The following is a 19,640-nucleotide window of genomic DNA, read 5'->3' on the forward strand; positions in this document are numbered from 1 at the left end:
GGGACGATGCGCGGGAGACCACCGCATCGTCCCTCCTGTCCGGCATGATGGGGGCCATGAGAAGAGCCGCCCTGGCGCTCCTGGCCGCCCTCGCCGCCGTGCTCATCCCCGCCGCGGCCCACGCGGAGGCGCCCGACGGCGGCCGCAGCGTGGAGCGCTGGGACGCGACCTACGACCTGCAGCCCGACGGTTCGGCGCGGGTCCGCGTCGAGATCGACTTCGACTTCGGGAACGACCCGGGTCACGGTCCCTACTGGACCTTCGTGACGCGGCAGGGGTACGACGAGACGTTCGACCGGCTCTACGCGGTCACGGACGTGGCCGCGGAGTCGCCGACAGGGGCGCCGGCGAGGGTCTACCTCGACGAGGGGCGGAGCTACACGTCGGTGAGGGTGGGCGACGAGTCGATCGACGACGTCTCGGGCGTGCAGACGTATGTGCTGACGTACACCGTGCACGACGTGATGAACGAGACCACCGCCGACGAGACCTCGACGGGGATCGCCGGCGACGAGCTGTACTGGAACGTGATCGGCGACGGCTGGACCACCCCGATCCGCGACATCACCGTCACCGTCAACGGGGCCGCCGACGTGCAGGCGCAGCAGTGCTGGGCGGGGCGCCCCGGCGTCGCCGACCCGTGCACGTCGGCCGCCGGGAGCGGGGGTCGCGCCACCTTCACGCAGGACGCCCTGGACCCGGGCCAGCCCTTCACCGTGGATGTGCTGTACCCGACCGGGACGTTCTCCACCGAGCCGGCGCTGATCGAGAGCAACGACCTGGCGCACGCCTTCCGGCTCACCCCGTGGACCGTGGGAGGCGCGGCGGCGATCCTCATCGGCGGGCTCTGGGTGCTGGCGCGGAGGCTCCTCCACGTGGGAGCGGACCAGCAGTACGCGGGGATCGTGCCCGGGACCTCGCCCGCGCTCGGGGCGGAGGCGCCGACCGAGCGGCGCGACAAGCGGGCGGCCGTGGCGGTCGCCTTCCAGCCGCCGCCGGGCCTCAGGCCCGGGCAGCTGGGCACCCTGATCGACGAGAAGGCGGACCCGCGGGACGTGACCGCGACGGTGGTCGACCTCGCCGTGCGTGGCTACCTGGTCATCGAGGAGGTCGCGCCGGCGGACGGACGCGGGGACCGTGACTACGCGCTGGTGCGCCTGCGCGACGCCGACGCCGGTCTCTTCCCGTACGAGCAGATGCTGATCGACGCGGTCTTCGAGGGCCGGCAGCGGGTGACGCTGTCGGAGCTGAAGACCACGTTCCATGCCGACATGGCGAAGGTCCAGGCGCAGCTGTACCGCAACGTCACCGCGCAGGGCTGGTTCAACCGGAACCCCTCGCACGCGAGGAACCAGTGGGCGGGCATCGGCGTCGCGCTGCTCGTCGGCGGAGTGCTGCTGACCATCCTGCTCGCCGCGACCACCACGCTCGCGCTGCTGGGCGTGCCGCTGGTGGTGCTCGGCATCATGATGCTCGCGACCACCATGGCGGCGCCCGCACGGACCGCCGAGGGGACCCGCGTGCTGGCCGAGACGCGCGGCTTCGAGCTGTACCTGAAGACGGCCGAGGCGAACCAGCTGCGGTTCGAGGAGGGTCACGACGTCTTCGGGCGCTATCTGCCGTTCGCGATCGCGTTCGGCGTCGCCGAGCAGTGGTCCAAGAAGTTCGAGGCGCTCGCCGCTCAGGGCGTGCGGCTGGCCGAGCCGACCTGGTACCGAGGCGCGGCCTACGGGTTCTTCTGGGCCCACGCCGCGGGCTTCGGCACCCGGATGAACGAGTTCGCGACGCTCGCCGACGCCGCCATGAGCGCGCCGACCCCGGGCTCGAGCGGGGGCTCGGGCTTCAGCGGCGGCGGAGGCTTCTCCGGTGGTGGCGGCGGCGGTGGCGGCGGCGGAGGCTGGTGATCACGCCCCGCGCCCGCTCACCGCAGATGCGAGACGGCCCGCTCCCCGGGCAGGGGTGCGGGCCGTCTCGCGTGCTGAGCCGGGCCGTCAGGCGGTCGCGGCCTCCGACTCCTCCTCGGCGTGCGGCACCGGGTGCTCGCGCTCGAGCGCGGAGCCTTCGACGTCCACGTTCGGCAGGATGCGGTCGAGCCAGGCCGGGAGCCACCACGCCTTCTCGCCGACGAGGTGCATGAGCGACGGCACGATCACCATGCGGACCACGAAGGCGTCGAACAGCACACCCATCGCGAGGCCGAAGCCCATGGGCCGGATCATCGCGATGTGGGAGAAGATGAAGCCGCCGAACACCGACACCATGATGATCGCGGCGGCCGTCACCACCGCGCGGCCGTGGCGCAGGCCCGCCACCACCGAGCGGCGCGCGTCGAGGCCGTGAACGTACGCCTCGCGCATGCCGGTGGTGAGGAACAGCTGGTAGTCCATGGCGAGGCCGAACAGGATGCCCGTGAGCAGGATGGGGAGGAAGCTCAGGATCGGACCCGGGTCGTGCACGCCGAACAGCGAGCCCAGCCAGCCCCACTGGAACACCGCGGTGACCATGCCGAACGCGGCGAACAGCGACAGCACGAACCCGAGCGTCGCGATGAGCGGCACGATCAGCGAGCGGAACACCACGATCAGGATGATGATCGACAGCCCGACCACGATCGCGAGGTAGACCGGCAGCGCCGCGTCGAGCTTCTCGGAGACGTCGATGTTGCCCGACGCCTCGCCGGCGACGCCGATCACGGTGCCGTCGTCGAGCGGTGACAGCTCACGCAGGTCCGAGACCAGCTGGACGGTGGTCTCGCTCGACGGTCCCTCCTGCGGGATCACCTGGAACGCGAGGAAGCTGTTGTCCGCGGACGATCCGGCGGGCGCGACCGCGGCCACGTCCTCGTCGGCCATGAGCGCGTTCACCACGGCGACCTGGGCCGCGAGCAGGTCCTCGTCCGCGACCGCCTCGGGGAGGTCGGCGGTCACCAGGAGCGTGCCGTTGAGGCCCTCGCCGAACTTCTGGTCGACGGTCTTGTACGCGATGTACTGGGTCGAGTCCTGGGGCTCCTGCGTGCCGTCCGGCAGACCCAGGCGCATCGACATCGCGGGGATGGCGATCACGGCGAGCCCCACCACAGCGGCGGTGAACCGGAGCAGCGCGCGGCCGGTGCGCATCGGCTTCACGGGGGCCTCGGCGTGCTCGGGTGCGCCGATGGTCGCGCGCGCCTTCCTGCCGAGCACGCGGTGCCCGATCAGGCCGAGCGCCGCCGGCGTGAGCGTCACCGCGATCAGGACGGCGATGCCCACGCAGAACGCGCCGACCGAGCCCATGATCCCGAGGAAGGGGATCCCGGTGATGTTCAGCGCGAGCAGCGCGACGATCACGGTGGAGCCCGCAAAGACCACCGCGTTGCCCGAGGTGCCGTTCGCGAGCCCGATCGACTCGTGGAGATCCATGCCGCGCTTGTACTGCTGGCGGTGGCGGTTGACGATGAACAGCGAGTAGTCGATGCCCACCGCGAGCGCGAGCATCACGCCCAGGATCGGGCTGACGGAGGACATCTCGACCACGCCGGAGAAGGCGAGCGCGGTGGCGACGCCGACGCCCACGCCCAGCACCGAGGTGACGATCGGCAGCAGCGCGGGCCAGATGGCGCGCATCATCACCATCAGCACCACGAAGGCGAGGAGCACGCCGACGATCTCGCCGGCGCCCATCACACCCTCGACGGAGGTGGCGATGTCGGCGGAGAAGTTGACGGTGACGTCCTCCGGGGTCGCCTCGCGGACGGCCTCGATGACGGCGTCCTTGTCCTCCTGGACCACCTCGTAGACGCTCGCGTCGAACTGGATGATGCCGAGCGCGGTGGTGCCGTCCTCCGAGACGGTGGTGATGCCCGAGGCGGCCTCGGCGAGCTGGGCGCCGAGGTCGAGCTGCTCGGTCTGGGCCTGGAGCTCCGCGAGCCCGTCGTCGATCTGCTGCTGCTGGGCGTCGATGGTCGCCTGCTGCTCGTCGAGCTGGGCGAGGCCCGCGTCGAGCTGCGCCTGCTGCGCATCGAGCTGCTCCTTCGCGAGCTCGTAGGTGCCGGCGTCCTGGGCCTGCTGGATCGCGGCGTCGAGCTGCGCCTGGCCCGCCTCGAGCTCGGCACGCGCGGCGTCGAGCTGGGCCTGGCCGGCGTCGAGCTGCTCCTGGCCGGCGTCGAGCTGGGCCTGGGCGTCGGCGATCTGCTGCGGGGCGTCCGCGAGCTGCGCCGCCTGCGCCTCGAGCTGGGCCTGGGTGGCGAACGGGTCGACCACGCCGGTCACCGAGTCCACGGTCTCCGCGGCTGCGAGCGCCTCGGTGACGGCCTGCTCCTGCTCGGCGGTGAACGGCTCGCCGTCGACGGTCTGGAAGACCGCGCGCGAGGACCCGCCGGCGAGCTCCGGGATCTCCTCGGTGAGCTGCTCGGTGACCTTCTCGGTCTCGAGCCCGGGGATGGAGAAGCTGTCGGTGAGCGTGCCGCCGAACGCGACGAACGAGCCGCCGGCGACGCCGAGCGCGAGCAGCCACGCGACGATCGCCACGATCGGGCGCAGCGCGGCCGCGCGGCCGATGCGGTAGAGGAGGTGGGCCACAGGTGTGCCTTTCTCAGGGTGGGGACGGAGCAGGTGAGGGCGGCGACGCTGCCTGGCCGGCGGGCGCCTCGACCGGGCGGTCGGGCGTGGCCTGGGCCTGCGGTCAGTCTAGGTCAGAAAACCCAGTTCTGCGACAACTGTTGGTTTTCATGTGGCCAAGGCCCAGGAAGTGATGCCACAATCTCCCCGTGGATGCCCGCATCGTCCGAACCCGCCGCAGCCTGCAGGAGGCGCTCTTCGCGCTCGCCCGCGAGCGCGGCGTCGACGAGATCTCGGTGAGCGACATCGCCGCCCGGGCGGGTGTCAACCGGTCGACCTTCTACCAGCACTACTCCGACAAGGAGACGCTGCTCGCCGACGCGCTCGACCTGATCGCCGACGAGGCCGGGGCGCAGCTGGGCGAGATCGACTTCGCCTCGCCCGACCCGCCGCAGGCGCTCCTGGGCTTCCTCGCGCACATCGAGGCGCACGCCGCCCTCTATGCGCGGGTGTTCAGCGAGCCCGGCTACGGCGCGGTGCTCGCACGGCTGCGCGCGAACGCGCGGGACGCGATCCGCGGCCTCGCGCCGGAGGCGGAGCCGATCATGCCGCGCCAGGTGCCCGTCGACGTGGTCGCGGCGGGGATCACGGGGCTGGTGCTCGGGGTGATCGGGGAATGGCTCGCCCAGGAGGACCGGCCCGGAGCCGACGAGGCCGGCCGGTGGATCTGGCGGATCGTGCTCGGGCTCCCCGGGCTCTCGCCCGAGCGCTGAGCCCGGGGGTCAGCGCCCGAGCGCGACCCGCTCCGGGCAGTCGAACGGGTCGCGGGCCGCGAGGCCCACGCGGTTGAGGTACGCGACCACGATGCCGTAGGAGCGGAGCAGCGACGTCTCGGTGTACGGCAGGCCGACGGTGGCGCAGTGCTCGCGGACGATCTCCCGGGCGCGTGCCAGGTGCGGCCGCGCCATCGACGGGAACAGGTGGTGCTCGATCTGGTAGTTGAGGCCGCCCATGAGGATCGACATCGCCCAGCCGCCGCGGATGTTCCGGCTGGTGAGCACCTGCTTGGACAGGAAGTCGACACGGGTGCCCGCCGGGATGATCGCCATGCCCTTGTGGTTGGGCGCGAACGACGCGCCCATGTACACGCCGAACACTGCCATCTGGACGCCGACGAACGCGAAGGCCATGCCCAGCGGCAGGAACCAGAACACCGGCACCAGGTACAGCCCGAAGTGCAGCGCGATCGAGGGCAGCTCGATCCACCGCTGGCGACGGGTGCCGGACGTGATCAGCGACGCGATCGAGCGGTAGTGGAGGTTGAGCCCCTCGAGCGTGAGCAGCGGGAAGAACAGCCAGCCCTGGCGGCGGGTGATGGCGCGGATCAGGACGCGCGACTCCCGCGCATCGTCCTCGAGGAAGGAGATGGTGTCCTTCTCGATGTCGGGGTCCTTGCCCACCGTGTTCGGGTTGCCGTGGTGGCGGGTGTGCTTGGTCATCCACCACTGGTGGCTCACGCCCACGATGACCGTGCTGAGCACACGCCCCAGCCGGTCGTTGGCCGGGCCGGAGCCGAGCACCGTGCGGTGCGACGCCTCGTGGGCCAGGAACGCCACCTGTGTGAGGACCACGCCGAGCGCCGCGGCCATCAGCAGCTGGAGCCAGGAGTCGCCCAGCAGGACGAACCCCGTGATCACGCCCCCGAGCGCCAGCACGAGCGCGGCGCCGAATCCGGAGTAGAACCCGTAGCTGCGGCGCAGCAGGCCCATCTCGCGCACGGTCGCGGCCAGTGGGGCGAACGACTGCGTGACGGGGTTGAGGGGGAACGAGGGCGCGGCGGGCTGCGAGGTGGGCATGCCTCTCCTGGGGGGTGTGGGGGTGACCTCCCGGTCGGGGGCTGAGCGAGGGCTCGTCGTGCGGATGACCGCAACCCTACGGGACCGTAGGTTCGCTGGCGAGAGGGCGCGGGCGAGTCGTGCAGGAAGGAGGGACGATGCTCGGCCGGGGGCGGGCGCTGCGGCGCCGCGGGCCCCGGAGGGGGCTTGGGCGGTGTCGGACCTCCCGGTAGAATGAAGTCACAACTGCACAGGGGATGATCGGTTTCGACGTGTGTTTACTTCCGAAGGGAAGCGGGCCGAGAACGCAGGGTTATCTCGTTAACGACCCCTGCAAACCAATAGGTGCCGATTCCAAGCGCACCGACTTCGCCCTCGCTGCCTAAGCGAGCGCCATGAAGTCCGTCAGCCCGGGGGTGTTCCCGACCCGGATCCTGGCGTCGACTAGGGAACTTGCTTCAGCCTCACGTCATCGGGGGCTGCGGGACTCTTAGATGACTGAGCCCGCTCACCACCTGCCTGATGGTGGGTGAGGGGCCGAGAAAACCTTCTTCAGGCTGCGCCCGGAGAAGACTTCGGTTTGGACATGCGGACCCGGGTTCGATTCCCGGCATCTCCACTCATCCCGTACGGTTCGTCAGCGGCCGCCCACCCACCAGGGTGAGGCGGCCGTTCGCGTGCCCGGGTGTGTTCCTCCCAAGCGTGGAGGCGCGACAAGACTGTGCCTTGTCAATCGCGGCCGGCCTGGCCGACCTGACATGGTGGGCCGCACGCCAATCCTGCGCGAGTGATGGACGAAACGAAACGCGCTTGTCAGAGCCGAAGCGTGCTTTGCTCGCGTGGCTACGATCGGGTACGCGGGATCGTCCGAGAAGGGTGCGTGGTGGCGCAGACGAAGCGAATCGACAAGCTGCTCGCGGCCGCGTTCCCCGGTCTCGTCGCGGCGGGCGGTCTCTGTGGCGCGGGCGTCTACTTCAACTCTGCGCTGCTCTGGCCGGAGCTCGGATTCTCGGGTGCGGCAGTGCTGGTGTCGTGGACTCAGATGCGGCGCGAGAGCCAGGGCGCTGTCGAGGCGCGTGACCCCGGCGTGGCGACCGCTTCGGTGACGCCCCGGGCGCGCGGTGGGCGAAATGAGCCGGCGCGCAGCGAGCAGAACAACCCATGACCCCGCGCGGGACCCGCACCCGACGCGGAGTCGCGACGGTTGCGCGGACGCCGCCACCCCGCATCTGGCGTGCATCGTGGCAGCTGCGGATGGTCGTGGCGCTGCTTCTGTACCCCGTTGCGACCGCGGCAGCGCTGGTGGGTGCGCATGAGAGCGCGGGTGACGGCGACATGTCGGACGCCCTGGTGTTCGGGCTCGCGGCCATGTTCCTCGTCGTGTGGGGTTCGGCGATGGGGTTCCGCGCACGGGTTGTTCTCGAAGGGGATGAGCTCGTCGTTCGGAACGTGTTCGTGTCGCACCGGTGCGCTGCGGGAGCCGTGCGCGCGGTCCGTTCCCAGGGCGAGGCGCGCCTGGTGATCGAACTCGTCGACGGCAGGGAGCTCAAGTGCTGGGCCATCCAGGCGACGAACCTCATGCTGATGCTGGGACGAGCCACACGCGTGGACAAGGTCGCAGGCGAGCTCCGCACGGCCCTCGCTGACGTCTCACCTGTCGACGGCCCGGTCGTGGTGGCCCGCGAGTGGACTGGTGCCTCTTGGCACGCTGTCGCGCTGATCGCGTTGTACGGGTGGGCAATCGTGCGCGCATTCGGTATCTAGTCCCAGGGGCAGCCGCTTGCCGGACGACGCATCGCCGCTTGAGGCTCGCGCTGGCTGACCCTCAACGGAAGAGCCCCAAGTCGGGAGAACTCCGTGAACGTGACGGTCATCTCCATTCGTCCCTTGCGGTTCGTCAGCGGCCGCCCACCCACCCGGGTGAGGCGGCCGTTCGCGTGCCCGCGCATCGTCCGATCCGCCCTCCTCGCTAGGCTCGGCTCATGGCCCTGGCGATCCTCGTGACGCTCCTCGGGCTCGTCGCGCTCGGCTGGAGCGCGGACAAGTTCGTCGCAGGGGCGTCCGCCGTCGCCTCCCACCTCGGCATGGCGCCGCTGCTGGTGGGCATGCTGGTGGTCGGCTTCGGCACCTCCGCCCCGGAGCTGGTGGTCTCCGCGTTCGCCGCCGCGGGCGGCAATCCCGAGATCGCGCTGGGCAACGCGCTCGGGTCGAACATCGCCAACATCGGCCTCATCCTGGGCGTCACCGCGCTGCTGGTGCCGATCGTCGTCCATCGCGGCGTCCTGCGCCGCGAGCTGCCCGTGCTCCTGCTGGTCACCCTGGTGCTGGTCGGCACGATGCTCGACGGCGAGACCTCGCGCCTCGACGCGGCGGTGCTGCTGCTGGTCCTGGTCGCGCAGCTGGCGTGGTCCATCCGGACGGGCAGGCGGGAGGCGGTCACCGTCCCCGCCGACGAGCTGGCCGTCGAGATCGAGGAGCGCGAGCTGGAGAGGGCGATGAGCCGGCGGGCCGCCTGGGGATGGACCCTGGGCGGCATCCTCCTCCTGGTCGCCTCGTCCCGCGTGCTGGTGTGGGGCGCCGTGGGCATCGCCGAGCGCCTCGGCTGGTCGGACCTGGTGATCGGGCTCACCGTGGTCGCGATCGGCACGTCCGCGCCCGAGCTCGCCGCCGCCGTGGTCGCGGCCCGCAAGGGCGCGACCGAGCTGGTGCTCGGCAACGTGATCGGCTCGAACATCTTCAACACGCTCGCGGTGGTCGGCCTCGCGGGGCTGATCGCGCCGTCCGTGAACGACCCGTCCGCGCTCACCCGCGACATCCCCGTGCTGGTGGGCATGACGCTGGCGCTGGTGGTGATGGGCTATCACCGCCATCGCGACGGGCGCATCAACCGCGTCGAGGGCGCGGTGCTGCTCGCCGCGTGGATCGGCTACACGGTGCTGCTGCTGACGACCGCGAGCTGATCCCGGGACTCTCGCCCCGGGGACCTTCGCCCCGCGCCCGGGCGGATCGTGCCTCGTACCGTGTGGGAGTGCTGACTCTCCCCGACACCGTCGACGTCCACGCCCGCGCCGCCGCCGCGAAGGTGACGCTCGCCCGGACCCCGCTGCGACTGCTGGTGTCCGCGATGCTCGCGGGCATGTGGATCGGCGTCGGCGACACGCTGATGTGGGCGGCCGCCGGCCCCTTCGCGGTCGCGGGCGATCCCGCCGCCAAGCTGGTCGCCGGGGCGGTGTTCGCCGCCGCGCTGACGATCGTGGTCTTCGCCGGCTCGGAGCTCGCGACCTCCGCCATGATGATCCTGCCGATCGGGGCCCTTCGCGGCACCATCACGTGGTGGCAGGGCGCGCGCGTGCTGCTCGCGATCGTCTTCTCGAACATGGTCGGGGCGTTCGCGCTCGCGTGGGTGCTGCTCCAGACTGGCGTGCTCGCGCACGGCCCGGCGGGGGAGTTCTTCGCCACCTACCTCGAGGGCAAGATCGACCACACGCCCTCGGAGCTGTTCTGGCGCGGCGTCATGTGCAACGTGCTCGTGTGCGTCGCGATCTGGGCGGCGGCCCGTCTCACGAACGAGGTCGCCAAGGCCGTCATCATCTTCTGGGCCGTGCTGGCGTTCATCGCGGCCGGCTTCGAGCACGTGGTCGCCAACATGACCACCTTCGCGCTCGGCCTCCTGGGCGGGGCCGTGGACGTCACGTGGCTCGACTTCGGCACGAACATGGTCTTCGTCGGCCTGGGCAACCTGGTCGGCGGTGGCCTGGTGATCGGCGTCGCGTACGCGTTCGTCGCGGGCAAGGCGCGCCGCGAGGACTCGCTCGAGGCGTCCTACATCGCCCCGGCGCGCGGGGAGTCGACCGACGAGACGGACGCCCTCAGCAAGGGCTGAGCCCGCGCATCGTCCCGCCCGGAGGGCGTGGCTCAGCCGCGGCCGTCGACGGTGAACCGCAGCTCGGACCCCCACGGGTCGCGGATCCGCACCGTGCGTCCGTCGTCGTCGACCGTGCCGCCGCGGTGCGCGACGCGATCCCGCAGCGCGGCCAGGTCATCCTCCGCCGGGAGCACCACGTCCATGGTGCCGAGGCCCAGCGACGCGGCTCGCGGTCCCGCGCCGCGCGAGTTCCACGTGTTGAGCCCGATGTGGTGGTGGTAGCCGCCGGCGGAGACGAACAGCGCGGAGCCCATGTCGAGCACCTCGTCGAAACCGAGCACGCCCACGTAGAAGTCCTTGGCCGACGGGATGTCGCCCACCTGCAGGTGGACGTGGCCCACCTTGGCCACCGCGGTCGGAGCGGCGAGCTCGTCCTCGCCCAGGTGCGCCGTGAGGAACGCGTTCGGGTCGAGGTAGAGCGTGTCCATGAGGGGGCGCCCGGCCGCGTCGCGCTTCCACGCTTCGCGCGGCCGGTCGAGGTAGAGCTCGACGCCGTTGCCCTCGGGGTCGTCGAAGTAGAAGGCCTCCGACACCAGGTGGTCCGCGCTTCCGGTGTAGCGCCCGAGCCCGGACTGCGCGACGCGGGCGACGCCGGCGGCGAGCCCCGGCGCGGTGTCGAAGAGCACCGCGGTGTGGAACAGGCCCGCCCCGGAGCGGTCGAACACGGGCAGGTCGGGGGAGCGCGTCAGCGTGACGGTCGCGACGCCGTGGCGGCCCAGCACGTGCGTGTCGCCGTGGCTCGCGAGGTGGTCCAGCGCGAGCACGTCGCGGTAGTACGCGAGCATCGCATCGAGGTCGCGGACGTGGAGCTCGACGGGGCCCATCCGGGTACCCGCCGCGATGCGGTCGGAGAGGTGCGGGGATGCGGTCATGGAGGCCACCGTATCCCACATTGGTTGTAGATACAAGTAAGTGGGTGACGGATGCCGCGCGGCGACGATGCGGCGGTAGCCTGACGGCGTGACCGTCCCCGCCCTGTCCATCCGTGCGCTCGTCAAGCGATTCGGCGAGACCACCGCGGTCGCGGGCGTCGATCTCGACATCCCGGCGGGCTCGTTCTACGGCGTCGTCGGACCCAACGGCGCCGGCAAGACCACCATGCTGTCGATGGCGACGGGCCTGCTCGAGCCCGACCACGGGACGGTGTCCGTGCTCGGCGTGGACCTGTGGGGGCATCCGGCGCAGGCCAAGCCGCTGCTCGGGGTGCTGCCCGACGGGCTCCACACCTTCGACCGGCTCACCGGCGCCGAGCTCATCTCGTACGCCGCCCGGCTGCGCGGGCTCGACCGCGAGACCGTGCGCGCCCGTCGCGACGACCTCCTCGCGGCGCTCGACCTCGCGGAGGCGGGCAGCACCCTGGTGATGGACTACTCGGCGGGCATGACCAAGAAGATCGGGCTGGCCTGCGCGCTGGTGCACGCGCCGCGCGTGCTGGTGCTCGACGAGCCGTTCGAGGCGGTCGACCCGGTGTCCGCCGGCGCGATCCGCCGGATCCTCGCGGCCTTCGTCGCCGGCGGCGGGACGGTGATCATGTCCTCCCACGTGATGGCACTGGTCGAGCGGCTGTGCGACCACGTCGCGATCGTCGGCGACGGCCGCATCCTCGCGTCGGGGCCCCTCGCCCACGTCAGCGGCGGATCCGACCTCGAGCGCCGGTTCGTCGAGCTCGTGGGCGACGTGCAGGACCAGCGGGACCTCACATGGTTGCAGCGGTCCTAGGCATCCGCTTCCGCACCGCGGCCCACCTGCTGCGGCGCGAGTGGTGGCGCGCCCTGCTCACGGGCTTCGGCGTGCTCTGGGTGGTCATGATGCTGCCGTCGCTGGTCTGGATCCGCGCCGCGCTCGCGACCCAGGACGCCCAGATCCGGGGCGACGGGCTGGTGGCGATCGCCGCGCTCGCCGGGCTCGGCTGGGTGGTGGTGCCCCTGGTGGTCGCGAGCCTCGACGACACGCTCGACCCCGCCCGCTTCAGGATCGTCGGCGTGCCGGCCCGCGCGATCCTGCCGGGCCTGCTCGTCGCGGCGCTCCTCACCCTGCCCGCGGTGTTCTTCGCGCTCGCCTTCGCGGTGATCGGCTCCGTGTGGGCGGACGAGGGCTGGGCGGTGCAGGCGGTCGCCTACGCGGGCCTCGCGGCGACGCTCCTGTGCATGATCGTGGGCGCCCGCGTGACCGCGCTGTGGGGCACCCGCCTCCTGGCATCGCGGCGCGCCAAGCTCGTCACGGCCGCCACCATGCTCGTGGGCCTCGCCATCGGCGCCGTGATCGCCCGGTCGCTGTTCATCGAGGGCCTCAGCGGCCTGGTCGAGACGGATCTCGACACCCTGCTCGCACAGCTCGCGCTCACCCCGCTCGGGGCGGGGGCCGCCGTCGGGCGGTCCGCCGCGTACGGCGACTGGTGGGGTGCGGCGTGGCGGCTCGGCCTGCAGGCCGGCTGGGCGCTGCTGCTGATCGGCGCGTGGCATGCGAACATCGCCAGGGCGCTGGTGCGGCCGCTGTCGCGCGGCTCGGGTGCGCGCCGCCGACAGGACCGCGTCCTCGACGCGCCGCCGACGCTCGCGGCCCCCACCGACGCCCCCGCCGCCGCCGTCCACGCCCGGCTGCGCCGCGCGTGGCTGTCCGACCCCCGCTACCTCGCGTCGCTCGCGGGCGTCCTGCTGCTGCCCGCATCGTTCTTCATCCTGGTCGTGCCGGTCTTCGACCTCGACGGCCGCTGGGCGTACGCCGTCCCGCTCATGCTCGCCGCATCGGTGGGCTGGGGCCGCCACAACGACGTCGCGTTCGACTCGACCGGGCTGTGGCTCGACGTGGTGTCGGGTCGGCTCGGCTCCGCCGTCATGCGCGGACGCATGTCCGCGACGGTCGCCTGGGGGCTCCCCGTGACCGTGCTGGTCGCGCTCGCGACGGTCGCGTGGACCGGTCGCTGGGAGGACGCGGGCAGCCTGCTCGGCACCACCGTCGGCGTGCTCGGTGTGAGCCTCGGGATCGCGGCTGTGTTCGCCGTCGCCACCCCGTACCGGACCCCCGCCCCCGGACAGAACCCGTTCGGTGCGGAGGTCGGCTCCGTCGGCGCGGGGCTCGCGGCCCAGCTGGTCTCGTCCGCCGTCGCGATGGTGGTGCTGCCGGTCGTGGTCGCGCCGTTCGTGCTGGGCCTCGTGGTCGACCCCCGCTGGGGCTGGGGCGCGGCGGTCGCCGGACTGGCCGTGGGAGGGGCCGCCTACCTGGGCGGCGTCACGCTCGCGGGCGTCCTGTACGACAAGCGGGCGGGCCGCCTGCTCGCCGCCGTCGCCTGACGCCGCCCGCGCGATCGGGCGGGCCGCGCGTACCATGGGCGCCATGAGCGAGACCCTCGAGCCCCAGACCTCGCCCCAGGGCGGCACCGCGACCATCGAGCGCACCGAGACCCGCGAGCTGGTCGAGCCCGGTGACGCCGAGCGGTTCGCGCACTACGTCAAGAAGGACAAGATCCTCGAGTCGGCGCTGTCGGGCGAGCCCGTGATCGCGCTGTGCGGCAAGGTGTGGGTGCCCGGCCGCGATCCGAACCGCTTCCCGGTGTGCCCGGCGTGCAAGGAGATCATGGAGGCCGCGTTCGGGTCGGACGACGGCGGCGAATAACGGGCTGCGCGCGGTCCCGGCCGTAGGCTGAGCCCGTGGGAACGCAGGAGCAGACCGAGGTCGCCAGCCAGTCCGGCACGCGCCTCGCCGACTCGTGGGTCACGATCGTCTGGAACGACCCGGTGAACCTCATGAGCTACGTCACGCGCGTGTTCCAGGAGTACTTCGCGCTGCCCCGCTCCGAGGCGGAGGCCCGCATGCGCGAGGTGCACGAGCAGGGCCGCAGCGTGCTCAGCACGGGCAGCCGCGAGCAGATGGAGGTCGACGTGCAGGCGATGCACTCGTACGGCCTGTGGGCGACCCTCCAGAGGAGCGGCGAGTGAGGGCCTTCGTCGTGCGCGACCACGAGGCGGTCGCGGGTCTCGACGAGGACGAGCGCCTGGTGATCGCGCGGATCGTCGCCGACGTAGGCCTGCTGCTGGGTGCCGAGAGCTTCGGCCACGGGGAGGCGCGCACCCCCGAGCGGGACGACCTCGCCTCCGTCATGCGCTTCCTCGAGCGGTTGGACGATGCGGCGGTCGAGCCGGACGACCCGGCGCTGCTGAGGCTGCTGCCCAACGCCGCGCCCGACGACCGCGAGGTCGCCGACGAGTTCCGCCGCCTCACGCACCAGGACATCCGCGACGGCAAGATCGACCGCCTGCGGCGGGTCTGGGAGCAGCTCAGCGCGCCCGGCGACGAGTGGGCGGTCCCGAGCGACGAGGTGATGGCGACAGCCGCCGCGCTCACCGACGTCCGGCTCGTGGTCGCGTCGCGCCTCGGCATCGAGTCCGACGAGGACGCGGAGGCGCTGCACCGCGACATCGCCGAGGCGTCCGCGGGCCTGCGGACCGCGGATCCCGAGGACCTCGGCCTCGACCCCGAGCGGTTGTGGCTCGGCATGCTCTACGACGCGCTCACCTGGCTGCAGGAGTCGCTCGTCTCCCTCAGGATCGGAGGATCCGATGAATGACGCGCCCATCGGCGTGTTCGACTCGGGCGTGGGCGGCCTCACCGTCGCACGCGCCATCATGGACACGATGCCGGGAGAGTCCGTGCACTACGTGGGCGACACCGAGCACGGCCCCTACGGGCCGCTGCCGATCGCCGAGGTCCGCCGTCACGCGCTCCACATCATGGACGCGCTGGTCGAGGACGGCGTGAAGATGCTGGTCATCGCCTGCAACACCGCGTCCGCGGCGGTGCTTCGCGACGCGCGCGAGCGCTTCTCCCAGGAGCGGGGCGTGCCGGTGGTCGAGGTGATCGTCCCGGCCGCCAGGCGCGCGGCGGCGCTGTCGCGCAACCGTCGCGTGGGCGTGATCGGCACCGTCGCCACGGTGACCTCGGGCGCGTACAGCGACGCGCTGGCCGCCGCCCCGGAGATCGAGGTCGTGAGCCAGGCCTGCCCGCGGTTCGTCGAGCTCGTCGAGTCCGGCGTCACGTCGGGGCCCCGCGTGGTGGACGTCGCGCGCGACTACCTCGCCCCGCTGCGGGAGGCGGAGGTCGACACCGTGATCCTCGGCTGCACGCACTACCCGCTGCTCGCCGGCGCGATCGGCTACGTGATGGGCGAGGAGGTGACCCTGGTGGACTCCGCGACGGAGACCGCACGCGACGTGTACCGGGCGCTCGCGAAGAACGGGCTCGAGGCCTCGGGGGAGGTGCCGCCGCGCCACCGCTTCTACGCGACCGGGCCTCGCGACCGCTTCGAGGCGCTCGCCCAGCGCTTCCTCGGCCCGGTGGTCACCGAGGTCGAGTCGCTTCCCGTGGTGGAGGCGCTGTCATGAGGCTCACGGTGGTCGGCTGCGCCGGCTCGACGGCCGGCCCCGACTCCGCCGCCTCGTGCTACCTGGTCGAGACCGAGGTCGAGGGACGTACCTGGCGGGTCGTCCTCGACCTGGGATCGGGTGCGATCGGACCCCTGCAGCGGTTCTGCGACCCGGCCACCGTGGACGCCGTCGTCGTCTCGCACGGCCACCCGGACCACTGCGCGGACCTGGCGGCGCTGTCGGTGCTGCGCCGGTACGGCCCGCGCAAGGACGGCGCCCTCGCCCCGATCCCGCTGTACGGCCCGCCCGGGCTGGACCAGCGCATCGTCCAGATCGCGGGCTCCCATGACGACCACGACCTCGACCCCTTCTCCTACACGCCCGTCGCCGGGGGCGACCGCGTGGAGGTCGGCCCGTTCGTGCTGGACTTCGCCGACGCATGGCACCCGATCCCGGCGGTCGCCGTGCGGGTGACGGGTCCGTCGGTGGTGACGGAGACGGGCTCGCTGGTGTTCACGGGCGACACGGACGTCTGCGAGCCCGTGCTCGAGCTCGCGCGCGACGCCGACCTGCTGCTGGCCGAGGCCGGCTGGGCGCACCAGCGCGTCAACCCCGAGGGCATCCACATGAACGGCACGCAGGCCGGCACGCTCGCGCGCGACGCCGCGGTGGGCGAGCTGGTGCTGACCCACGTCGCCTCCTGGGTCGACCCGACCGGCGCGCTCGAGCTCGCGACCGCGGCCTACGGCGCCCCGGCGGCGCTCGCGACGCCGGGCGAGGTCTACGTCATCTGACGCCGGGCGCACCTCCCCGGTCCCCGACCCACGCCGCCCGCCCCCGCTCACCGGACACTCCGCACGGAGCTGGTCCCGGGTGTGCGGCGTGTCGGGCATCGTGCGGGGCCGTTCGCCGGAGTGTCGTCTCGAGATCCGTGCGTACTGTCCGGAGGAGCAGGGGAAGGGGCGCCGTTAGGCTCGTGCCCATGACTGCTACCCGTGCCGACGGCCGCCTTCCCGACCAGCTCCGCCCCGTGCTCTTCGAGCGCGGCTTCCAGCGCTCCGCCGAGGGGTCCTGCCTGGTGACGTTCGGCGGGACCCGCGTGCTGTGCTCCGCGTCCTTCACCGAGGGCGTGCCGCGCTGGAAGAAGGGCTCCGGCGCGGGCTGGGTCACCGCCGAGTACGCGATGCTGCCGCGCGCGACCAACACCCGCAACGACCGCGAGTCCGTGCGCGGCAAGATCGGCGGCCGCACCATGGAGATCAGCAGGCTCATCGGCCGCTCCCTGCGCGCCGTGGTCGACGTCAAGGCGCTCGGCGAGAACACGATCGTCCTCGACTGCGACGTGCTCGACGCCGACGGCGGCACCCGCACCGCCGCGATCACCGGCGCCTACGTCGCCCTCGCCGACGCGATCGAGTGGGGCAAGGCCAAGGGTGCGATCAAGCCCGGCGCGCGACCGCTCACCGGCTCGGTCTCCGCGATCTCCGTGGGCATCATCGACGGCACCCCGATGCTGGACCTGCCCTACGTCGAGGACGTGCGCGCCGAGACCGACATGAACGTGGTGATGACGGGCGACGGCGGCTTCGTCGAGGTGCAGGGCACCGCCGAGAAGACCCCCTTCTCGAAGGCGGAGCTCGACGCGCTCCTCGACCTCGCGACCGCGGGCAACGCGCGCCTCGCCGAGCTGCAGCGCCTCGCGCTCGAGGGGTGACGATGCCGCGGCTCGCCATCGCGACCCACAACTCCCACAAGGTGGGAGAGATCTGGGGCATCCTCGCGCCCCTCGTACCGGGGCTGAGCAGGGACGATGTGGCGTCCGCCCGGGAGCTGGGTGCGCCCTCACCAGTGGAGGACGGCGTGACGTTCGCCGAGAACGCGCTCATCAAGGCGCGCGCGCTCGCAGCCTCGACGGGGCTGCCGGCGATCGCGGACGACTCCGGCATCGCCGTCGACGTCATGGGCGGCGCGCCGGGCATCTTCTCGGCGCTGTGGTCGGGCCGCCACGGCGCCGACCGCGAGAACCTCGAGCTGCTGCTCGCGCAGATGGCGGACATCCCCGACGAGCACCGCGGCGCGCGGTTCGTGTGCGCCGCCGTGCTGGTGACCCCCGACGGCGTCGAGCACACGTGCGTGGCGCATCAGGAGGGCGAGCTGCTGCGCGCCCCCGCGGGTGAGGGCGGCTTCGGCTACGACCCGATCTTCCGCGCGCACGGCGAGGCCGTCTCGAACGCGGAGCTCACCCCCGAGCGCAAGAACGAGATCTCGCACCGCGGCCGGGCGTTCCGGATGCTCGCGCCGCACGTCGCCGAGGTCCTCGGGGCCTGACGTGGGTGCGCCGGTGCTCCCGGACCTCCTGGCGCCCGGGCTGCGCGCCGTCTTCTGCGGCACCGCGCCCGGGCTGGCCTCGGCCGCGCGTGGCCACTACTACGCCGGACCGGGCAACCGCTTCTGGCCGTTCCTTCACGAGGCCGGGATCGTCCCCGAGCCGCTGGGGCCCGAGGACGACTCGCGGGTGCTCGCGCACGGCATCGGCCTCACCGACCTGGTGAAGACCCTGGCGCAGAGCCACGACCGCGGCCTGCCCTACGACGTCCCGGCGCTGGCCGCGAAGGTGGCCGCGCATCGTCCCGCCTGGATCGCCTTCACCTCGAAGGAGGCGGGCATGCAGGCCGCGCGGTGGCTCGGCCGCCCGCGCCCGGGCCTCGGGGAGCAGGGCTGGACGTTCGAGGGCGCACGGGTGTTCGTGCTGCCCAGCCCGAGCGGACGCAACCAGGGACGCGCCGCCTACGACGGGCGGGCGACGCGCCTCGCGTGGTGGTCGGAGCTGGGCCGGCTGCTCGGCTAGGGCCTACTGCAGCGCGCCGCAGTGCGCCAGCGCCTGGCGCAGCAGCACGTGCTGGCCGCCGGCCATGTCGCCCGCGACCTCGTCCGACGCGGCCTCCTCGGGCGAGAGCCAGGTGAGGTCGAGTGCGTCCTGCTGCGGCTCGCAGTGCCCCTCGACCGGCACCACGTAGGCGAGAGCGACGGCGTGCTGGCGCGAGTCGTGGAACGGCGAGACCCCCTTGGAGGGGAAGTACTCGGCGACGGCGAACGGTGTCGGGGACAGCGGCACCTGCGGCATGGCCGCCAGCCCGAGGTCCTTCTCGAGGTTGCGCACGATCGCGTCGCGGATGCGCTCGTGATAGAGCACGCGGCCCGCCACGATCGCGCGGGAGATCGACCCGTCGAACGCGCGCAGCAGGAGTCCCACCTGCGTCACCTCGCCCATGGAATTGATCCGCACCGGCACGACGTTGACGTACACCAGCGGGAGCTCGCTGCGGACATGGTCCAACTCACGGTCGGACAGCCAGCCGGTGGGCTCGTCGGGAAGCTCGGCCATCTCGGTCATGAGTCATTTCTACCGCGTCGGTGCGTATGGTCCGCCATCCGCGCCGGGACATGACAATCTGAACACGCAGGCGCAGCAGCTCGAGCGGTGGTAAGATACCCCCCGGGGGTATACACCGCAGGAGAGGAATACATGGCAACGATCGATCTGACCGCAGAGACCTTCGACGAGACCGTCGGCAAGGACGGCATCGTCCTCGTCGACTTCTGGGCCGAGTGGTGCGGCCCGTGCAAGCGCTTCGCGCCGATCTTCGAGCAGTCCTCCGAGGCCAAGACCGAGATCGTCCACGCGAAGGTCGACACCGAGGACCAGCAGGAGCTGGGCGCCAAGTTCGGCGTCACCGCGATCCCGACCCTCATGGCGTTCCGCGACGGCATCATGGTCTTCAACCAGGCCGGCGCGCTTCCCGGTCCCGCCCTCCAGCAGCTCATCGACGCCGTCGAGGGCCTGGACATGGACGAGGTCCGCGAGAAGATCGCCGAGCACGAGGCCGCTCAGCACTAGTCTTCTTGGACGCCGCAGGCCCGGACCCCGATGCGAGGGGGCCGGGCCTGCGGTCCGTCCAGGTGCGTCTCGGTGCGCGAGGGTGCT

Annotated in this window: 21 protein-coding genes and 1 other RNA gene; 18 read left to right on the forward strand and 4 right to left on the reverse strand. The window is 72.2% G+C overall.

Translation table 11 applies throughout. The features are described 5' to 3' along the window. Positions 1-56: 56 nt before the first annotated feature. The gene (locus tag QQX13_RS13435; RefSeq protein WP_301121287.1) at positions 57-1,904 is read left to right on the forward strand and encodes a DUF2207 domain-containing protein; all 1,848 of its coding nucleotides are present in this window, start codon (positions 57-59) and stop codon (positions 1,902-1,904) included. Positions 1,905-1,991: 87 nt separating this feature from the next. On the opposite strand, the gene QQX13_RS13440 is transcribed toward QQX13_RS13435, so the two are convergent. Further along, complete coding sequence (locus QQX13_RS13440; protein WP_301121285.1) at positions 1,992-4,556, reverse strand: MMPL family transporter; 2,565 nt, start codon at positions 4,554-4,556, stop codon at positions 1,992-1,994. A gap of 188 nt (positions 4,557-4,744) precedes the next feature. Between QQX13_RS13440 and QQX13_RS13445 the strand changes: the two genes are divergently transcribed. Beyond that, positions 4,745-5,308, forward strand: a complete 564-nt coding sequence (locus tag QQX13_RS13445; RefSeq protein WP_301121283.1) for a TetR/AcrR family transcriptional regulator — start codon at positions 4,745-4,747, stop codon at positions 5,306-5,308. Between the two features lie 9 nt (positions 5,309-5,317). On the opposite strand, the gene QQX13_RS13450 is transcribed toward QQX13_RS13445, so the two are convergent. Continuing rightward, positions 5,318-6,391, reverse strand: coding sequence for a fatty acid desaturase family protein (locus QQX13_RS13450; protein ID WP_301121281.1), 1,074 nt, complete (start codon positions 6,389-6,391; stop codon positions 5,318-5,320). A gap of 232 nt (positions 6,392-6,623) precedes the next feature. On the opposite strand from QQX13_RS13450, the gene ssrA reads away from it, so the two are divergent. From ssrA to QQX13_RS13475, 5 genes are all read left to right on the forward strand, one after another. After that, positions 6,624-6,992: a transfer-messenger RNA gene (ssrA, locus tag QQX13_RS13455) on the forward strand. A 261-nt stretch (positions 6,993-7,253) separates the two neighbouring features. Next, entirely contained in the window at positions 7,254-7,535 is a 282-nt protein-coding gene (locus QQX13_RS13460; RefSeq protein WP_301121279.1) for a hypothetical protein, read from the forward strand. A 95-nt stretch (positions 7,536-7,630) separates the two neighbouring features. Further along, positions 7,631-8,134: a PH domain-containing protein gene (locus QQX13_RS13465; RefSeq protein ID WP_301121277.1), complete on the forward strand. Its 504-nt coding sequence runs from the start codon at positions 7,631-7,633 to the stop codon at positions 8,132-8,134. A gap of 218 nt (positions 8,135-8,352) precedes the next feature. After that, positions 8,353-9,330 carry a calcium/sodium antiporter gene (locus QQX13_RS13470; protein ID WP_301121275.1) on the forward strand — a complete coding sequence of 326 codons (978 nt, stop codon included), beginning with the start codon at positions 8,353-8,355 and terminating at the stop codon, positions 9,328-9,330. 68 nt (positions 9,331-9,398) lie between these two features. Continuing rightward, positions 9,399-10,253, forward strand: coding sequence for a formate/nitrite transporter family protein (locus tag QQX13_RS13475; protein WP_301121273.1), 855 nt, complete (start codon positions 9,399-9,401; stop codon positions 10,251-10,253). A 32-nt stretch (positions 10,254-10,285) separates the two neighbouring features. On the opposite strand, the gene QQX13_RS13480 is transcribed toward QQX13_RS13475, so the two are convergent. Then, the gene (locus QQX13_RS13480; RefSeq protein WP_301121271.1) at positions 10,286-11,167 is read right to left on the reverse strand and encodes a VOC family protein; all 882 of its coding nucleotides are present in this window, start codon (positions 11,165-11,167) and stop codon (positions 10,286-10,288) included. An 88-nt stretch (positions 11,168-11,255) separates the two neighbouring features. Here QQX13_RS13480 and QQX13_RS13485 point away from each other — a divergent pair, with 88 nt between their 5' ends. The 10 genes from QQX13_RS13485 to QQX13_RS13530 all read left to right on the forward strand — a co-directional run bounded on the left by QQX13_RS13485 (position 11,256) and on the right by QQX13_RS13530 (position 18,503). Continuing rightward, positions 11,256-12,014, forward strand: a complete 759-nt coding sequence (locus QQX13_RS13485) for an ABC transporter ATP-binding protein (protein WP_301121269.1) — start codon at positions 11,256-11,258, stop codon at positions 12,012-12,014. Continuing rightward, a complete protein-coding gene (locus QQX13_RS13490) occupies positions 11,996-13,585 on the forward strand; it encodes a hypothetical protein (protein ID WP_301121267.1) in 1,590 nt (529 codons plus the stop codon). Before QQX13_RS13485 ends, QQX13_RS13490 begins: the two co-directional genes overlap by 19 nt. A 43-nt stretch (positions 13,586-13,628) precedes the next feature. Further along, positions 13,629-13,907, forward strand: coding sequence for a DUF3039 domain-containing protein (locus QQX13_RS13495; protein ID WP_301121265.1), 279 nt, complete (start codon positions 13,629-13,631; stop codon positions 13,905-13,907). 35 nt (positions 13,908-13,942) lie between these two features. Beyond that, a complete protein-coding gene (gene clpS / locus QQX13_RS13500) occupies positions 13,943-14,230 on the forward strand; it encodes an ATP-dependent Clp protease adapter ClpS (RefSeq protein WP_301121263.1) in 288 nt (95 codons plus the stop codon). Beyond that, entirely contained in the window at positions 14,227-14,859 is a 633-nt protein-coding gene (locus tag QQX13_RS13505; protein ID WP_301121261.1) for a DUF2017 family protein, read from the forward strand. The genes clpS and QQX13_RS13505 overlap by 4 nt, the downstream gene beginning before the upstream one ends. Beyond that, positions 14,852-15,673: a glutamate racemase gene (murI, locus tag QQX13_RS13510; protein ID WP_301121258.1), complete on the forward strand. Its 822-nt coding sequence runs from the start codon at positions 14,852-14,854 to the stop codon at positions 15,671-15,673. The genes QQX13_RS13505 and murI overlap by 8 nt, the downstream gene beginning before the upstream one ends. After that, complete coding sequence (locus QQX13_RS13515) at positions 15,670-16,449, forward strand: MBL fold metallo-hydrolase (protein WP_301121256.1); 780 nt, start codon at positions 15,670-15,672, stop codon at positions 16,447-16,449. The genes murI and QQX13_RS13515 overlap by 4 nt, the downstream gene beginning before the upstream one ends. Before the next feature lie 188 nt (positions 16,450-16,637). After that, positions 16,638-17,369 carry a ribonuclease PH gene (rph, locus tag QQX13_RS13520; RefSeq protein ID WP_301121254.1) on the forward strand — a complete coding sequence of 244 codons (732 nt, stop codon included), beginning with the start codon at positions 16,638-16,640 and terminating at the stop codon, positions 17,367-17,369. 2 nt (positions 17,370-17,371) lie between these two features. After that, a complete protein-coding gene (rdgB, locus tag QQX13_RS13525) occupies positions 17,372-17,983 on the forward strand; it encodes an RdgB/HAM1 family non-canonical purine NTP pyrophosphatase (RefSeq protein WP_301121252.1) in 612 nt (203 codons plus the stop codon). A gap of 13 nt (positions 17,984-17,996) precedes the next feature. Beyond that, on the forward strand, positions 17,997-18,503 hold the full coding sequence (locus tag QQX13_RS13530; RefSeq protein ID WP_301121250.1) for a mismatch-specific DNA-glycosylase: 507 nt from the start codon (positions 17,997-17,999) through the stop codon (positions 18,501-18,503). A gap of 3 nt (positions 18,504-18,506) precedes the next feature. On the opposite strand, the gene QQX13_RS13535 is transcribed toward QQX13_RS13530, so the two are convergent. After that, on the reverse strand, positions 18,507-19,049 hold the full coding sequence (locus QQX13_RS13535) for an NUDIX hydrolase family protein (RefSeq protein WP_301121248.1): 543 nt from the start codon (positions 19,047-19,049) through the stop codon (positions 18,507-18,509). A gap of 132 nt (positions 19,050-19,181) precedes the next feature. Here QQX13_RS13535 and trxA point away from each other — a divergent pair, with 132 nt between their 5' ends. Beyond that, positions 19,182-19,553 (forward strand): thioredoxin, encoded by a 372-nt coding sequence (trxA, locus tag QQX13_RS13540; protein WP_301121246.1) that lies wholly within the window; start codon positions 19,182-19,184, stop codon positions 19,551-19,553. The last annotated feature ends 87 nt before the right edge of the window (positions 19,554-19,640 follow it).

This window comes from Demequina lignilytica (assembly GCF_030418375.1).
GTDB classification, from domain to species: Bacteria; Actinomycetota; Actinomycetes; order Actinomycetales; family Demequinaceae; genus Demequina; species Demequina lignilytica.

Coding starts and splice junctions, on each gene's coding strand:
- QQX13_RS13495 (WP_301121265.1), top strand. CDS start 13,629: ATGAGCGAGACCCTCGAGCCCCAGACCTCGCCCCAGGGCGGCACCGCG.
- QQX13_RS13490 (WP_301121267.1), top strand. CDS start 11,996: ATGGTTGCAGCGGTCCTAGGCATCCGCTTCCGCACCGCGGCCCACCTG.
- QQX13_RS13450 (WP_301121281.1), bottom strand. CDS start 6,391: ATGCCCACCTCGCAGCCCGCCGCGCCCTCGTTCCCCCTCAACCCCGTC.
- QQX13_RS13435 (WP_301121287.1), top strand. CDS start 57: ATGAGAAGAGCCGCCCTGGCGCTCCTGGCCGCCCTCGCCGCCGTGCTC.
- QQX13_RS13480 (WP_301121271.1), bottom strand. CDS start 11,167: ATGACCGCATCCCCGCACCTCTCCGACCGCATCGCGGCGGGTACCCGG.
- trxA (WP_301121246.1), top strand. CDS start 19,182: ATGGCAACGATCGATCTGACCGCAGAGACCTTCGACGAGACCGTCGGC.
- rph (WP_301121254.1), top strand. CDS start 16,638: ATGACTGCTACCCGTGCCGACGGCCGCCTTCCCGACCAGCTCCGCCCC.
- QQX13_RS13470 (WP_301121275.1), top strand. CDS start 8,353: ATGGCCCTGGCGATCCTCGTGACGCTCCTCGGGCTCGTCGCGCTCGGC.
- QQX13_RS13535 (WP_301121248.1), bottom strand. CDS start 19,049: ATGACCGAGATGGCCGAGCTTCCCGACGAGCCCACCGGCTGGCTGTCC.
- murI (WP_301121258.1), top strand. CDS start 14,852: ATGAATGACGCGCCCATCGGCGTGTTCGACTCGGGCGTGGGCGGCCTC.
- QQX13_RS13515 (WP_301121256.1), top strand. CDS start 15,670: ATGAGGCTCACGGTGGTCGGCTGCGCCGGCTCGACGGCCGGCCCCGAC.
- rdgB (WP_301121252.1), top strand. CDS start 17,372: ATGCCGCGGCTCGCCATCGCGACCCACAACTCCCACAAGGTGGGAGAG.